Genomic DNA, 15,169 nt, shown 5'->3' on the forward strand with positions numbered 1-15,169 from the left:
GCCGATCGCCGGCGTCCCGGCGGAGCCGTCGCGCTCCCTCACCGCGCCGGGACGGCGTGGGTGCGCGCTCTGCGCCGAGCGCGTCGCGCTCTCGGCGAGGAGGCCGCTGTGAGCGCGCGACCCGCCGTGCGTGCCTTGCTGCTCGCCTGCCTACCGGCCTCGGTGGCTTGCAGCATTCCCCTCGAGTCCATGGAGTCCGGCCCCACGAACGCCTGCGACTTGTCGGCCGAGTGTGGTCCGGGGGCGACCTGCGCGGATGTCAGCGGGCAGCGCGCGTGCGTCTCGACCAGCGCGCGCCTGGATGGGCTCATCCTGGAGATCCGGCCGCGCGCCTCGCGCGAGGTGGGCGCGGAGGTCTCCCATCTCCTCGACGTCGACGTGGGCAGCCGCTTTTCACCTGACGCTCCCGGCGGACAGGTGCATTCCCTCGATCTCGGGCTCCCCCCGCCTGCGCGCGTGGAGGTCACGCTGCGCCTGGGCGGCTCCTACTGCGACGGCCTCACCACCGGCGGGCAGTTCCCGGTGAAGGCCGAGTTCCGGCGCATCGCGCCCGTCCCGGGCCTGCCCACGCAGAGCTACTCGGCGCTCTCGGAGCCGAACGGCGACAGCCAGAGGTTCCAGCTCGCGATCCCTGCCGGCAGCTACCATCTCTACCTGGTCCCGCAGGCGCGCAGCGGCTGCCGCGACGTCCCCCCGCCGATCTTCCTGCCGAACCAGCTGGTCCCTGAGCAATGGACGCTCGGCATCAACGCCGAGGCTCCCGCCGTGCTCCAAGGCAGCCTGCAGGTGCCGGCGGGCGTGCGCGTCGACGGGTGGAAGCTCGATCTCGTCGAGCCGCTGACCGGCAGCGTCATCTCGCAGGTCGGCATCCTCCATCAGGGCGAGTCGGGCCCGCCGGGGACCGCATCGCGGGTCGAGTTCAGCGTGAAGTTCTACTGGCCCGACAGGGACGAGATCCCGCGCATTCGCCTGCGTCCCAGGGACGGCGAGCCGCGGCCGACGGTTTACTGGGGGCTCGAGGAGGTAGCGCTCCATGGGTCCACGGCGAACCTGGCCCTCTCGCTGCTCCAGCTCGACGCGGCGGCGCGCCGCGTGGAGGGCCGGACGCTCGACACGATGGACAACCCGGTGCCCTCGGCCGTCCGCATCCAGAGCGCGAACATCGACCAGGCCCCGACCGCCGCCTACAAGCTGGACACCGAGACGGACGCGAACGGGCTCTTCCGGGCCGACCTCCCGCCCGGCGAGTACGTCGTCTTCGCGCAGCCGATCAACGACACAACCAAGGCGAAAGCCAGGCAGCCGCTCAAGTTCGCCGCCGGCGACGACTGCTACTGCGGCCAGTCGGTCGTCCTCCCGGAGGCCGGGACGCTGCGCGGCCGCGTCCAGGGGCCCAAGGGCGAGTTGATGGATGGCGCGAGCGTGTTCGCGGTCCCCTCCCTCGGCGAGGGCACGACCTACCTCCATCAGGTGCTGACGCCCGAGCCGCTGCTGCCCCGGCAGGCGTCCGGGGTCCTGCGCGACGGCGCGTTCTCCATCCGCGCCGACCCCGGGGAGTTCGACTTCTCGGTCCGGCCGACGCCGGGCTCTGCCTACCCGTGGCTCGTCCGGCCGCGCCTCGTGGTCCCTGCGACGGACGCTGCGGTCACCGACCTCGAGCTCGCCATGCCGTATCCGGCCGTGCTCCAGGGCGTCGTCCGCGACGCGTCGGGCGCCGAGCTCGGCGACGCCGCGGTCGTGGCCTGGCTTCCGGTCGAGAGCAAGGCCGCGCAGGGGACGCTCACGGGGGTCATCCAGGTCGGCGAGACCCGGTCGGCGCCCGACGGCTCCTACGTCCTGCTGCTCCCCCCGTCGACGTCTCGGTGAAGTCGGAGCGAAAAAGGGCGGTACCAGCTCAGCGCGGAGCGAGATAGGCTAACGCCCGTGGCGCAGCCGACGCGCGATGGGATATCGGAGCCTTCAACAGACGATGGCCTGACCTTCGCGCCACCTCTGCGCGGCGATCCGGGACAGCGTACCGAGGAGGAGCGCGCGAGCGCGACGTCCCTACCGTCCGCGCACGAGCTCGCGGTCGCGCTGCACGAGGTCTCGAATGCGCTCACGGTCATCGTGGGTTGCGTCGAGCGGGCCCAGGGCGAGCAAGGCCCCGAGCTGAGCCGTGCGCTTGGCGTCGCCGTGTCGCGGGCGCGTGACGCTCGCCGCCTGATCCGGCGAGCCATCAGCGCCGACGCCGAGGGGCGTCCGGCCGGCGAGGTCGCGCCGACGGCGCTGGGCGAGCCGACGCGCCTGCTCGCCGATGTCGTCGACGATGCGGTGACCGGGCTCGATTCCGAGGCGCGCCGCTCGGCGATCGCGCTCCGCGCGGCGATCGATCCCGCCGTCGCGCGGACCTGCGTGAGCAACGGCGCCGCGGTGGTGCAGATCTTGACGAACCTGCTGCTCAACGCCGTCGCGCTCTCGCCCCGCGGCTCTGCTGTGCGCGTGGATGCCAGGCTCGACGGTGCTGCGGTGATCGTCGGCGTGGCCGATCAGGGGCCCGGGGTGCCGCTGTCGCGCCGCGCGACGCTGCTGAGCTCCGGCGTCTCGACGCGTCCGGGCGGGGCGGGCATCGGTCTCCGTCACTCTGCGGCGCTGGCCAGCGCCGCCGGCGGCGCGCTCACGCTCGCCCCGTCGGAGGAGGGCGCCCGCTTCGAGCTGCGCTGGCCCATCGAGGGCTTCGCGCCTGCCGACCGCCCGTCCGGCGGCGGAGAGGCCGAGGAGGCGCCGCCTGTGCCGCGGAGCAGGACGTCGCTGCTGCCGGGGGCGGTCCTCGACGGCGTGAGGATCCTGGTGGTCGAGGACGACGACGCGGTGGTGGATCTGCTCGACACGGCGCTCACCGCGCGCGGCGCGAGCATCGTCAGCGTGCAGAGCGCGCTCGAGCTGCCGGGCGCGCTCGCGTCCGGTCCGTTCCAGGCGGCGTTGCTCGACATCTCGCCGATCGAGCAGGACGTCCTCGGCACCGTCTCCGCCGTGCGCAGGGCCAACCCCGACGCGCGGCTCGTGGTGATGTCCGGCAGCGCCGTCGCCGCTCCCCTCCCTTCGAACTCCGGCGTGTCCTGGGTGCGCAAGCCGTTCGAGATCCGCGAGATCGTCGAGGCGCTCGTCCGCTGAGGGGCGCGCCTCGGGTCGCATCTCGGGTCGCGCCGCGCACCGAGGGATGGCCGCCGCCGCCGACGCCGCTCGGCCGGCACGCTGCGCTGGGCGGCGCGAGAACCGCGCCGCGGGACGGCTCCGAGAGGATTAGCTTGACTTCCCTGGCCAGCTGGGTAGGTTCCGTCCCGCAACGCACTCGCGAAGGTGGCGGAATTGGCAGACGCACTAGCTTGAGGTGCTAGCGGGTAACACCGTGGGGGTTCAAGTCCCCCCCTTCGCACTGCCTCTCACTCGACGCATCGTTCTTCAATCCTTGTACGCACCTGGCTGAGTGCGTTCCCACACGATTCGTGTGGAGTACCCGCGGTGCCGTCGTTGTATCTCGACGGGGCACGCTCGGTGCTGGAGATCGCGTCTGAGCCTCGACGGCCTGCCCTGGTACTGTTGAGCGGTCGTGTTTGCCCAGCTGGACGCCCGGCGGCGCCCGCGGGCTGCACATGCCCTCGGGCGAGGGGGGGTCCGGCCGAATGAAACCTTCCGCCGTGAGGCGGCCGGAGGCGGACGCATCGCGTCGTTGCTCCTTGTCGCCCTGCTTCAGCAGGGCACCTGGTCGCGCAGAGCGCTGCGCCTACTCTCGGCTGCCTGGCTCGGTCCGGTCGTGTTCGGCGCCCGTGCGCGGTTTCCGAGGAGCGTCGATACCCAGGTCGTCGCGAGGTCGCAGAGACCTCGCCGCGGCCGAGCTGCTCAGCATCGGCGATGCGGTGCGGCCTGTGCGCGAAGGCCTCGCCCTGGCGGTTGATCTCGGAGACGAGTTCCCCCACGGTCGATTTCGTCAATTGTGCTGAGAATTCTGGACGCTCGTTCGGAAAGATCTCTCGGGAAAAGCGGCGCGCGACCGACGAGACGGGCGCTTGACTGCCGTGCCACGAGAGGATGCTATGGGTGACAAATGAAACGACGCCGCGCTGGGCGAGCCAGCACGGCGGCGGCTCCCCCTCGATAGCGCGATGTATGCCATGCGGTTGTGCATCCTACGAGAGTGCTTGTCGCAGGCTCGGATCACGCCATCTTGCGTGGCGGCGCTGTTGTTTCTTGCTGCAAGCCTGGCTGTCGCTGAGCCAGGCCGTGCCGACCCACCTCGGCTCGACGACGTCGGGCCTTCGGTGGCGGCGGGGGGCAAGCCTGGCGTCGATGTCCAGGCGCTGATCCGCGTGGGAGACATCGCCCGCAACCAGGGAAGATGGGAGCGGGCGGAAGAGGCCTATTACCTCGCGTACAGGCTCGGCGTAGGCGGTAGGGTCCGCTGCGAATGGGGAATGGCGCTGCTCGCCCTCCGGCGGCATGTCGACGCCGCCATGGCCATCGACAGATGCCTCAAGGATCCGGGCGCGGGAACGGCCGCCGAGCGGCGCCGTTACACGGACGGCCTCGAGAGAGCCCGGCGCGAGGTGGGCCAGATCGACTTCGACTTGAGCCATCAGGGCGCGCTGATCACGATCGGCGCGGAGGTCCGGGACAGGGACGCGTCGACGACCGGCTATGTGTACGTCGAGCCTGGCGCGCACACGATCAAGGCCACGCTCCCCGGCTTCCTCGATGCCGAGCAAACCATCCAGGTGGAGAAGGGGAAGGCAGTCCAGGTCGTGCTCCGGTTCGTCGAGAGGCCCAAGGAGGCGCCGGCGCCCGCTCGCGCCTCGACCCAGCCCGCGACCCCCAGGAAGGCCGTGGCCAGGCCCCGGGCCAAGCCCCTGACCCGACCGGATCCGCCTGGGCCGTTCGACGGGATGGCGGGCGCGGCGCGGATCGGCGGGATCGGCGCCACCGCGCTCGCGCTCACCGGGGGCCTCGTCGCCTCGGGTCTCGCGGCGCAGTACGGCGAAGAGGCAGAGCGGCGCGCCGCTGTGCTCCGGCGGAACAACGACGACAGCTCCTGGATCTGCGCGTCGCCTTCGTCCAAGCACGCCGTGACATGCGCTGAGATCAACGATTTCTATGATGCGCACGAGATTGCCCGGGACGTCGCGACAGGCTTCTTCATCGGCGCGGGTGTCGTCGCCGCCGCGACGATCGGCGCGTTCATCTACGATGGCGTCGATCGGAGCCGGCGTCCTGTGCGTGTGGTGCCGATGATCAACGGCGATCAGGCCGGCATCTGGTTCAGCGGGGTGTGGTGAAGTGACCTCGATGCAGCGATCCATCCAGCGCACACGCTCGCGGCGCGCTGCCTTCGCGGAGGTCGTGGTCCTGATCCTGGCCTCCTGCGTCCTCGGCGCCGGGTGTGCCGAGGTCCCCTGCGGGCCTCGCCTGCGCTGTGAGCCGCCGCCGCCCGTCGAGGAACCGCCTTGTCCCAACGAACCCCAGGAGGGCCTTGAGGCGACGGACGCGTGCGGCGTCTTCGTCAGCTCGAGCATGGGCGACGATGGGCAGCCGGGGACGAGCGAAAAACCCGTCCAGACGATCGCGCGGGCCATCGAGCTCTTGGCCGAGAAGCCCGAGCGGCGTCCGAGGATCCATGCCTGTGGCGAACGCTTCCCCGAGGCCGTGCGCGTCCGCGGGACCCTGGAGATCTGGGGCGGGTTCGCGTGCAAGCGGAAGTGGATCCACAACGGTGGCGGGAGCAACACCGTGATCGAGCCCGGGCCGGACGAGATCCCGCTTGCGTTCGAAGCCGGCGCCATGACAACGGTCTTCGATCTGGTGGCACAGTCGGCGCCGGCCACGACGCCGGGCGGCTCCTCGATCGCGGCGATCGTGCTGGAGGGCGCCGGGGTCACCTTGCACCGCGGTGAGCTTGTCGCGGGCGACGGCGCGCGGGGCCACGACGGCGCGCCGGGCGAGCTGAAGCAGACGCCGGCCTGGACGGGGCGCCACGGCCGGTTCGGGCAGGACGCGTGTACCGGCGACTTCGTGTCCGGCGCCGACCCGGTGCAGAGCGCCTGTGAGCAAGGGGACTCGATCGGCGGATGGGGCGGTGATGGAACGATCGACCACGGAGCGCCCGGCGGCGACGGCGAGCTGATGCCGATCCCGAACCCCAGCGGCTTCGGCCTCGGTGGCCAAGGCGCCAGCCGCACCGACGATTGCTTGAACGGGCGCACCGGCGCGAACGGGCTCGACGGCGCGAACGGGCTGGGCGCGCGAGGCCTGGGCGCGTTCGACGCGCAAGGGCTCTACCGCGGGGTGAACGGCGGCGACGGCGGCGACGGGCTCCCCGGGCAGGGGGGCGGCGGCGGGGGTGGCACGCGGGCCGGCGCGATGTTCTGCGGCACCCCGCGCAAGGCCGGCGGCGCGGGCGGCGGCTCCGGCGGCTCGGGCGGCTGCGGCGGGCACGGCGGCCGCGGCGGCGGCCATGGGGGCGCGAGCATCGGCCTCTTCATCCTGAGCGCACGCGTGGACCTCCACGGCACCCAGATCGAAGCCGCGCGAGGCGGCGACGGCGGCCATGGCGGTCTCTTCCAGATCGGTGGGGCGCCTGGGCTCGGGGCGCCCGGCGGGCAGGGTTTCGGCGGCTCGCCCTTCGGGTGCTCCGGCGGCGACGGCGGCAAAGGGGGCAACGGCGGGCACGGCGGCGGAGGGCAGGGCGGGCCCTCGATCGCCATCGCCGTGGTGGGAGCATCGCTCCCGGGGGTGACGGGGCCTGATCCCAAGGTGGGAACAGGCGGCAAGGGCGGGCTGGGGGCGAACCCGAGCGTCCCTGGGTCCGCGGGCGACGATGGGCTGGCCCTCGGCGTGGCCGGCTTTCCCCAGTGAGCCGAGGAGGAACGAATGAATCGGTCGGCGCTCGTTGGTCTCGCGATGGTCGCGCTCGCGGCGGTCTCCTGCGGCGGCGACGGGGGCGACCACCCCCCCGTGGAGGTCGCGCCCGTCGACGTCGCGGAGCTGCTCGCGCGCGCTGGGCACAGCTGGGACGATGACATCTTGGCTTCGACCCCTGGGATCCGTGATCTCGTGTGCAAGGACGACGTCTGGCTCCCCGAGGTCGACTGGCTCCCGCTCAGGTCGCCGCGGCTCGTTCGCATCGTGTTCGTCGCATGGGACATGCCCGCTGGCACGCTTCGAGGCTGGGATCTCGTGCGGAACGCGGCGGACCGCCGCATCTGGTCGGCGGCGCTGCCCGCCGCGGAGGTGGGCTTCGGCTGCGACGAGCGCTATACGACGGGCTTCTTCTTGCTGGCGAGCTGGCCGGAGGACAACGTCTCTGTAGCCGTCGGCTTCCAGCGAGCCGATCGAGACGCCTTCTCCGAAGATATTGATTCCAATGACGGTGTGCTGGTCGACTACTATGCCTCGGTCCACGTCGACAAGGCCAACGTGCCGGCGCCGGACACGGCGACCTTCTACCTGAAGAACCTGTTCACGGGCGCCACGTTCAGCACCGATGTTCCAACCGATGGCAACGGGGACGATGCTCCGGATCATTCCGCTGAGCTCGAGGTCGATTACGGAGAGCTCGGCCTTGGCGTGATGACCGATGTGGTGACGTGCGTGGTGTACAAGCGCGATGGCGCGGAGCTGATGAACCAGTGCCTTACCGTGCTAGTGACCTCACTCCCGTAGCGCGCGGTCGGGCGGTTCGGCGTGCAGAGGACCTCGCCGCGGCCGAGCTGTCCGGCGCCCTCGACGTGGGCTTGGGGCGAGCCCGAGCGTCCCTGGATCGGCGGGCGAACATGGGCTGGCCCTCGACGTGGGCAGTTTTCCCCAGGGAGCCGAGGAGGAACGGATGAAGCGGTCGAAGCTCGTTGGTCTCGTGATGGTCGCGCTCGCGGCGGTCTCCTGCGGCGGCGACGACGACCCGCCCGGTGTCGCGGAGCTGCTCGCGCGCGCCGGGCACAGCAGCGACGATTACAACGTGGCTTCGAGCCTTGACCGTGTTCTCTGGTGCGAGGACGACCTCTGGCTCCCCGAGGTCTACGGGCCTCTGCTCGAGTGGCCGCGGATTGAACGCATTGTGTTCGTCGCATGGGACATGCCCGCTGGCACGTTCAGAGGTTGGGATCTCGTGCGGGACAAGGCGGACCGTTTCTACTGGTCGGTGGCGCTGTCCGCCGAGGAGGTGGGGTTCGGCTGCGAGGAGCGCTACACGACGAGCTTCTTCTTGCTGGCCAGCTGGAAGGACAACAGGATCTCTCGAGCCATGGGCCTCGAGCGAGGCACGCGATCCGCCTTCTACTACGGGGTTTCGTCCGATGACGCTGTACTGGTCAACCTCTCCGCCGGGATCGACCCCGACAGGGCCGATGTGCCGGAGCCGGACACGGCGACGTACTACCTGAAGAACCTGTTCACGGGCGCCACGTTCAGCACCGACGTTCCAGCCGAGCGCAACGAGTCTGGGCATTATTGGGCTCGGATCGAGGTCGATTACGGAGCGCTCGGCCTTGGCGCGATGACCGATGTGGCGACCGGCGTGGTGTACAAGCGCGACGGCGTGGAGCTGACGAACCATGGCCTTACCGTGAGGGACACGACGCTGCCGTAGCGCGCGGTCGGGCGGTTCGACGCGCAGATGCCCTCGCCGCGGCCGAGCCGCTCAAGGCCCGCGACATGGCCGAGCTCGCGCGTCATGGACCGCCATGGTCGCAGGGAGCACGGGCGTGCCTCGGACGAGCGACGGGACCGGGACGAGCGCCGATGGCGCCGTGAAGGCGTGCGCCCTGCGTCAGGACATCAGGCCGAGCGCGAAGAGCGCGTCGGACCAGAGCGGCCAGAGCGTGCGGTAGGGGTGGGTCGCCAGCACCACGCCGCCGCTCGGCAGGCGCCGGACGTAGAACCGGGCGCGGTGGACCAGGAACTCGAAGTGGTCGAGGGTGATCTCGACCTGCGAGAGGGGCGAGCCGTTGCCCGTCTCCGTGCCCTGCTCGTCGCGCCCCCTGAACGGGAGCGTCCGCTCGTAGATCTCGCGCGCGCGCGGCTCTGCGGCGCGCCACGCGCCATCGGGCTTCTCCGCCGCTGCTTCGAGCGCCTCGAGCAAGGCGGAAGGCGGAGTTTCCAGCGCCTTGAGGACGGCTGCACGGGAGAGCGAGCTCGAGTGCCCGGTGCTATGTCTCAGCGCAACGCACGCCCCAGGCGGCGCGGCTTCCACCCGCGCGCGGAGCGCTTCCAGCGACAGCCCCGCGGTGCGCGACACCCTGTCCTTGTCGTGGAGGCAGAGCCACGAGAGGGCGAGATCGCGCGCGATGTCGCGGGCGTCCGCGTTGTACGTCGCGCACAGGGCGACCGGCGCGAGCCAGGTCCGCGCCGTCGTGCAGCCGCCGGTCGGGACGCGCCCGCTCGCGTCCGGCGCGCAGAGGCGGAGCAGGACGTCCTCGATGTCTTCCAGCGCCATGTGCCACGCGAGCACGGCCTCGGCCTGCACGGAGCGCGGGCCCCTCCCCAGGGCGAGATCCATGTGCATGGGGGAAAAGGCCTCGATCTGGCGGGCGTGCATGTGCATGGGACCCATCGGCTTGAGACGTTCGCTCTTGTCGGTGAAGCAGCGAAGGATGCAATGGACGAAGTGTTCGTAACTCAACGATGCGACGAAATAGGTTTCCGCGTCGGTGCGCCCGAAGTGGGCGCGGAGCATCGCGACCACCTCGTCCACGGAGGTCGTGTTGCATTCCGTGTCGCGGTCCATGATCGCGCGCATACTGTACTGTGGCTCCTTGATGAGGGCCGACAGCGCCGCGCCGAACGCATCGACCCTCTGTGCCTCGTCACACCAGGCGAAGAAAAACGGCCCTTCTCTCATCGCTTGATCATCCTCATGAGGTAGCCTGCGTCAGGACAGGAGGCCGAGCACGAAGAGCGCGTCGGCCCAGAGCGGCCAGAGCGTGCGGTAGGGGTGCGTGGCCAGCACCACGCCGCCGCTCGGGAGGCGGCGAACGTGGAAGGGGGCGTGCTCTTCCAGGAAGCGCGTGTGCTCACGCGTCGTGATGGTTATCCAGAAGGCGGGTGGGACCTCCCCCGCGGCTTCGTCCTCGATCTGGCGGCGTAGCTCGAGGAGCTCGCGCGCCTGGGGCTCCGCCGCGCGCCACGCCTCGTCGGGCACCGCCGCGGCCTCGAGCGCATCGAGCAGCGTGGCCGGCGGCGTCGCGAGCGCCTTGAGCACGGTCTCGCGCGAGAGCGAGCCCGTGAGCTCGCTCGTGCCTTTCATGGGCACGCGCGCGCCGCGCGGCGCGGCTTCCACACGCGCGTGGAGCGCCTCCAGCGACGTACCGGCGATGCGCGAGACGCTCTCCTTGTGGTGGAGGCTCACCCACGAGAGGGCGAGGTCGCGCGCGATCTCCGCGGCGTTCGCGTTGTAGGTCGCGCACATCTCGACCGGGGCACTCCAGTCCTGGTTGGTCGTGCAGGCGCCGGTCGGCACGCGCCCGCTCGCGTCCGGCGCGCAGAGGCGAAGCAGGAGCTCCGCGATGTCGCCCTGAACCAGGTGACAGGCGACCGCGGCCTCGGCCTCGACGCAGCGCGGGCCCCTGCCCACGGGGATCTCGTAGGGGTAAAAATCCCACTTCCGTTCGCCCGCACTCAAGCAGAGCGGGCCCCAAGGACAGAGACGTTCGCTTTCATCGGTGTAGCACTTGAGGCCGAACAGCATGCCGCGCTCGGAGTCGCTCAGGCTCACGCCGGACAGGAGGTGAACGTTGTTCGTTCCTCCGAAGTGGGCGCGGATCATCGCGAGCACTTCGTCCACGGAGCGTGTCCGGCACCCTTGCTGGTGGCTCATCATCAGGCTGATGAGAGCCCCCGGACTGACGAGGGCCGACAGGGCGGCGGCGAACGCGTCGAGCCGTTCTGCCTCGTCACACCACGCATAGAACCAAGGTTCTGATTCGCTCATAGCCGGATTACCATGATGAATCTATCGGAGTCTATCAAGGTCACGTTCTTGCCCGTCTTCCAGTTGAACAGGTAGCCGTCCCGAACCGTGATGTTCGGGTCATTAAACTTCGCGCCCTGCTCCATGATGAGCTCGTACCGGGCCACATCTCCATCGAGCCTCCTCTTCTTCAACGCCATCATCGCGTTCGTGAGCTGATTGCGAACCTTGCCGACATCGATCTTCCCGCCCTTGGCCTCGCTCACGATCAGCTGGTGCCCGCTGGATATCGACACGAAGTCGGGCGCCGCCCCCTCGCTACCCCCAGCGCTCGATTCCCTCGGAATGCCGACCACGTCGCGCACGGCATCGTCGCCGACCCCGATGAGCGATCTTCCGTCGTCCACCAGGAACTTGGCCGCCTTCTTCTCGAAGATGTTCACCTCGAACTTGGTGATCGCCCCGGTGAGCCCCTTGTACCCCCTGACGCGGTTCGTCTTCACGATCTTGGCGAACGCCTCCTCGATCTCGGCGATCTCCCCGGCCACCCGGATCGCGGACGGCCTGAGCCCCCCGCTGGTCTTGACCACCCGCCACATCGGCCCGACCGCCCCGAGCCCGAAGCCCAGTCCCGAGAAGATCCGCTCCTCGTCGCTCAGCTCCTCTCCCGACGGCAAGCACCACGCCTTCCCCGTCACGGCCTCGCACAGGTCGAGCGCCGGCCCCACCACCGGCACGAAGCCGACTCCGATGCGCGTCGTCGCATGCACGAGCGTCTGCATCACCCCCGCGTACGCCTCGAAGCCCTCGCCGACCGTCGACATCGCCCCCGCGAATGCGCTGATCGTCTGGTAGAGCTGCGTCTGCTCCAGGTCGAGCCCGTCCCCCGTCCACTGGTTGAGGCTGTCCTTCATCTGGTCCGCGAGCGCGTCGAACCTCGGCTTCAGCACCGTGTCCACCTGCGCCCGCAGGTCCGCCGGCACCGGCGAGTCCTCGAACCAGTCCGACGCATCCATGTACCGCCGCACAACCCCGGTGATCCGGTTCTGCGCCTTCAGGAACGCGTTCGTCTCCGCCAGCGACACCCCCATCCGGTCGCGCAGCGCGATCTCCAGCGCCGCGCTGTTCGCCCGCCACGCCCGCACGTTCGCCACGAAGTCCGCCCGAAGGACCACCACCCGGCCGCTCACGTCCGCCTCCAGCGCCGCGATCACGCCATCCGCGTACGCCGCGTACGGGTCCCTCCCCTCGTCGAACGCCCCGTCCACCTCCGCGATGTCCGGCACCTCGACCCACGGCACCTCGCTCTCCCCGAGCGCGTACGCCCCCGTGTCGTCCGGGTTCCACCCCTCGGCGCGCGCGTCCTGCGTCGCCAGGTCCGCCACCTCGTCCGCCTGCGCGCCGAACTCGTCCATCAGCCGCGCGAGCTCGTCCTCGAGATCGCTGACGCTCTTCTTCAGGTCCTCGACGAGCTGCTCCATCGCCGCCCGCGTCTCCGCGCCGACCACGTCCTTGTACCGGTCGAGGATCGCGTCGAGATCGGTCCGCGAGATCTCGTCCAGCGGCCGGCTGACCAGGTCCTTCAGCTCGGTGTCGAGCTGCTGGAGCAGGTCCATCTTCTCCGCCAGGCGCGCCACCCGCGGCGCGTTCGCCACGAGCGCCTTGCGCTCCTTGGCGATCTCGGCGAGCAGGATCTCGATGTCGCGCGCGAGCGCCGGGTTGATCTCGGCGAGGCTCAGGTCGACCTCGGTGCTGCCGGAGAACTTCGCCCCGCTGCGCCGGACGTTGAAGAGCGGCTTGTTCAGCCCGAGCGGGACCGAGACGAGCGTCACCAGCTCGTGCGCGTCGGTGCACCAGTCGTCGCCGCCCGAGTTGGCGACCGCGAAATGGAACTCGTTTGCTCCCATTCCCAGCAGCACCGAGTCGAAGTCCGCCTCGGACCGGTGGCTGCGCGATCCATCGCCGTGGGTCACCAGCGTGCCCGGGACCTCGTAGGTCGGCAGCGGCGTGTCGTTCACGCGGAAGAACGGGTCTCCATCCTCGACGAGGAAGGGGCCTTCGCACGACGTGCTGGACTGCGTGCTGACCCAGTCGAGGCTGTACGGCGTGCCGGCCCGCGCGAACGACGGCGACAGCACCGCCAGCGCTGTGACCAGCACGAGCCTCTGGAACACCGCGGCGCAGAAGCCACGCAGCGCAACATCCTTCGAGCCTCTCATGTCCCCTCCGCGTCGCGCACGGCGGCGTCATATGCCATCGCGGCGCCCTTCACGTCACCCGCCGCGAGCCTCGCCTCGGCCGCGTCGAGCGCCGCCGCGGCCATCCCCTTCTCCCGCAGCGCCGCGAGGCCCGCCGCGATCTTCCGCGGCAACCCCGTCCTGAGCTCGGCCTCCGCGGCGTCGAACCGCTCCCGAAGCGCCGCGCACCCGGCCTCGCGCCACGACGACCCCGCCGCCCCGCAGAGCGGCCGCAGCTGCACCAGCGCCGAGAGCTCCCCGCACCGCTCGGCCAGCAGCGGCAGCCTGAGCTTCTCGCTCACCGGCGGCGCCGCCGACAGCGCCGCGACCTGCGCGCGCGCACGCTCCCCGAAGGCGTCCGACGCCTTGCGGGTCCGCGCCCCCGCGATCGCCTCGCGCGCCCCCTCGTCCATCTGCGACACGCGGAGCGCCTGCCGGCGCAGCGTGATGCCGCCGAGCAGCGCCGCCGCCGTCGCGTCGCTCCGGGCCACCCGCCGCTGCACATAGCCCAGCATCGCGCTCAGCGACCGCAGCGCCCCCGAGGTCATGTCCGGCAGCACCGCGCCGTGCGTCGCGAGGAACTCCCTGTGCGGTGCCATCGCCTCGTCGAAGGAGGCCGCGAAGACCTGGAGCGCCGCCGACGACCTCAGGATCTCGGCGGCGAGCTCGCCGGGCGCCCGGCTCGCCTCGCGCGCCGCCGCGAGCACCGCCTGCTCCACGCCGTCGAGGCCGTCGATGTCCGACCGCGACGCCTGCTCCGAGAGCGCCGCGTACGTCGCCGTCTCCGCCGCCTCGGTCGCGCGGTACGCGGCGAAGCGCGCCGCGACGCCCGCGTACTTCGATCGCAGCGGGGCCGCGTCGCTCCGGCCCTGGTCGAAGATCGCCTGCACGACCGCCATGGCTTGCTTGTCGGCCGCGAGCGCCGCGGCGAGCGGCTCCGTCTCGGCGCTCGCCTTGTCGATCATCGCCGCCTTGAAGCTGCCTGTCGCGTCGACCGGCGCCTGCGCGAGCAGCGCCCTCTGGCGGTCCCTCGCCTCGTCGAGCAGCGACTCGAGCTTGCCCGCGAGCGTCGCCCGCAGCGACTCGGCGTTCCTCGCGTCGTCCCGCACGTAGTCGATCGCCTCGTCCACATGGCGGAACCAGACGTCGAGCGAGGTGCCGCTCGCGACGATCGCATCCAGCGTCTTGTTGGTCGGCCACGTGGCCCACATCTCGATGGGCAGGGCGCCGTCCTTCTCGGCCTGACTCCACGCGATTCCCGGGCCCAGGTTCTCGCCCACGCAGTGCTCCTCGCCGCCCACCGCCGCCGCGCAGAAGCTCCCGAACGTGCGGTCCTCCCGCTCCCACAAACACCCGGCCCCCGCCGCGCCAAGTGCCAGGGCGCCGACAGCCACTGCGAGGATCGTCCTCCGTCGCCACGGTTTCGATCTCTCGCTCATGCTCATTCCCTCCACCCCGCGATTTTTCTCGCCCATGCACGCTCGCCCGCACGTTCTCTAGACACAAGCGTCCTCACGAAAGCGGTAGGACATTGCTCGGCCCTGGATCGCGCTCCGAGCGCCATGTCGTCCGTCTTCAACGCACGGACCGTCGCCGGACGGGGAGGCCGTCGCCTGGCGGCGGAGGAGTCCTCCGGTGCGTCCGACTCGTCGCGGCGCGGTTGGCCCTCCCTGATGAAGCCGTGGCGAGTGCTCCGGCGCGGTTCTGAGGGGCCATCGGCATGCTGGAATCCGGCCAGTTCGCCGCAGCTTCGAGCGACACGATGGGATAACGAGGCCGCGCCGCGGCACGACGAGCGCGGATGGCGCCCTGAAGACGTGCCCGTTGGCCGGATGCAGCAGACGGCCCGGTCCATTTCCTGGACGGCCCGGTCCATTTCCTGGACGGCGCGCCTGGGTTCCTGGACGGCCCGGTCCATTTCCTGGACGGCGCGCCTGGGTTCCTGGACGGCCCGGTCCATTTCCTGGACGGCCCGGTCCATTTCCTGGACGGCCCGGTC

General features: G+C 70.8%; 10 protein-coding genes and 1 tRNA gene. 7 read left to right on the forward strand and 4 right to left on the reverse strand.

Features of this window, described 5'->3' with window-relative positions:
* Positions 1–189 precede the first annotated feature (189 nt).
* From WMF17_RS43395 to WMF17_RS43425, 7 genes are all read left to right on the forward strand, one after another.
* Positions 190–1,866 (forward strand): carboxypeptidase-like regulatory domain-containing protein, encoded by a 1,677-nt coding sequence (locus WMF17_RS43395; RefSeq protein WP_437646762.1) that lies wholly within the window; start codon positions 190–192, stop codon positions 1,864–1,866.
* 57 nt (positions 1,867–1,923) lie between these two features.
* Positions 1,924–3,153, forward strand: coding sequence for an ATP-binding protein (locus tag WMF17_RS43400; protein ID WP_437599426.1), 1,230 nt, complete (start codon positions 1,924–1,926; stop codon positions 3,151–3,153).
* 180 nt (positions 3,154–3,333) lie between these two features.
* Positions 3,334–3,415, forward strand: a tRNA-Leu gene (locus tag WMF17_RS43405).
* Positions 3,416–4,298: 883 nt separating this feature from the next.
* A complete protein-coding gene (locus tag WMF17_RS43410; protein ID WP_437599428.1) occupies positions 4,299–5,309 on the forward strand; it encodes a hypothetical protein in 1,011 nt (336 codons plus the stop codon).
* A gap of 10 nt (positions 5,310–5,319) precedes the next feature.
* Positions 5,320–6,885, forward strand: coding sequence for a hypothetical protein (locus WMF17_RS43415; RefSeq protein ID WP_437646764.1), 1,566 nt, complete (start codon positions 5,320–5,322; stop codon positions 6,883–6,885).
* A 15-nt stretch (positions 6,886–6,900) separates the two neighbouring features.
* Positions 6,901–7,692: a hypothetical protein gene (locus WMF17_RS43420; protein ID WP_437646765.1), complete on the forward strand. Its 792-nt coding sequence runs from the start codon at positions 6,901–6,903 to the stop codon at positions 7,690–7,692.
* Positions 7,693–7,855: 163 nt separating this feature from the next.
* Positions 7,856–8,614, forward strand: coding sequence for a hypothetical protein (locus WMF17_RS43425; protein ID WP_437646767.1), 759 nt, complete (start codon positions 7,856–7,858; stop codon positions 8,612–8,614).
* A 180-nt stretch (positions 8,615–8,794) separates the two neighbouring features.
* Here the strand turns inward: WMF17_RS43425 and WMF17_RS43430 are convergent, their stop codons facing one another.
* The 4 genes from WMF17_RS43430 to WMF17_RS43445 are packed head-to-tail and all read right to left on the reverse strand — an operon-like array spanning position 8,795 to position 14,564.
* Positions 8,795–9,865 carry a hypothetical protein gene (locus tag WMF17_RS43430; RefSeq protein WP_437646768.1) on the reverse strand — a complete coding sequence of 357 codons (1,071 nt, stop codon included), beginning with the start codon at positions 9,863–9,865 and terminating at the stop codon, positions 8,795–8,797.
* A 30-nt stretch (positions 9,866–9,895) separates the two neighbouring features.
* Positions 9,896–10,954 carry a hypothetical protein gene (locus WMF17_RS43435; RefSeq protein WP_437646770.1) on the reverse strand — a complete coding sequence of 353 codons (1,059 nt, stop codon included), beginning with the start codon at positions 10,952–10,954 and terminating at the stop codon, positions 9,896–9,898.
* Positions 10,951–13,152, reverse strand: a complete 2,202-nt coding sequence (locus WMF17_RS43440) for a hypothetical protein (protein WP_437646772.1) — start codon at positions 13,150–13,152, stop codon at positions 10,951–10,953. The genes WMF17_RS43435 and WMF17_RS43440 overlap by 4 nt, the downstream gene beginning before the upstream one ends.
* A complete protein-coding gene (locus tag WMF17_RS43445; RefSeq protein WP_437646774.1) occupies positions 13,149–14,564 on the reverse strand; it encodes a hypothetical protein in 1,416 nt (471 codons plus the stop codon). Before WMF17_RS43445 ends, WMF17_RS43440 begins: the two co-directional genes overlap by 4 nt.
* Positions 14,565–15,169: the final 605 nt, after the last annotated feature.

The sequence above is a fragment of the Sorangium sp. So ce362 genome (genome assembly GCF_051519845.1).
In the GTDB taxonomy this organism is placed as follows: domain Bacteria; phylum Myxococcota_A; class Polyangia; order Polyangiales; family Polyangiaceae; genus Sorangium.

Coding starts and splice junctions, on each gene's coding strand:
- WMF17_RS43425 (WP_437646767.1), top strand. CDS start 7,856: ATGAAGCGGTCGAAGCTCGTTGGTCTCGTGATGGTCGCGCTCGCGGCG.
- WMF17_RS43415 (WP_437646764.1), top strand. CDS start 5,320: ATGCAGCGATCCATCCAGCGCACACGCTCGCGGCGCGCTGCCTTCGCG.
- WMF17_RS43435 (WP_437646770.1), bottom strand. CDS start 10,954: ATGAGCGAATCAGAACCTTGGTTCTATGCGTGGTGTGACGAGGCAGAA.
- WMF17_RS43420 (WP_437646765.1), top strand. CDS start 6,901: ATGAATCGGTCGGCGCTCGTTGGTCTCGCGATGGTCGCGCTCGCGGCG.
- WMF17_RS43440 (WP_437646772.1), bottom strand. CDS start 13,152: ATGAGAGGCTCGAAGGATGTTGCGCTGCGTGGCTTCTGCGCCGCGGTG.
- WMF17_RS43395 (WP_437646762.1), top strand. CDS start 190: ATGGAGTCCGGCCCCACGAACGCCTGCGACTTGTCGGCCGAGTGTGGT.
- WMF17_RS43430 (WP_437646768.1), bottom strand. CDS start 9,865: ATGAGAGAAGGGCCGTTTTTCTTCGCCTGGTGTGACGAGGCACAGAGG.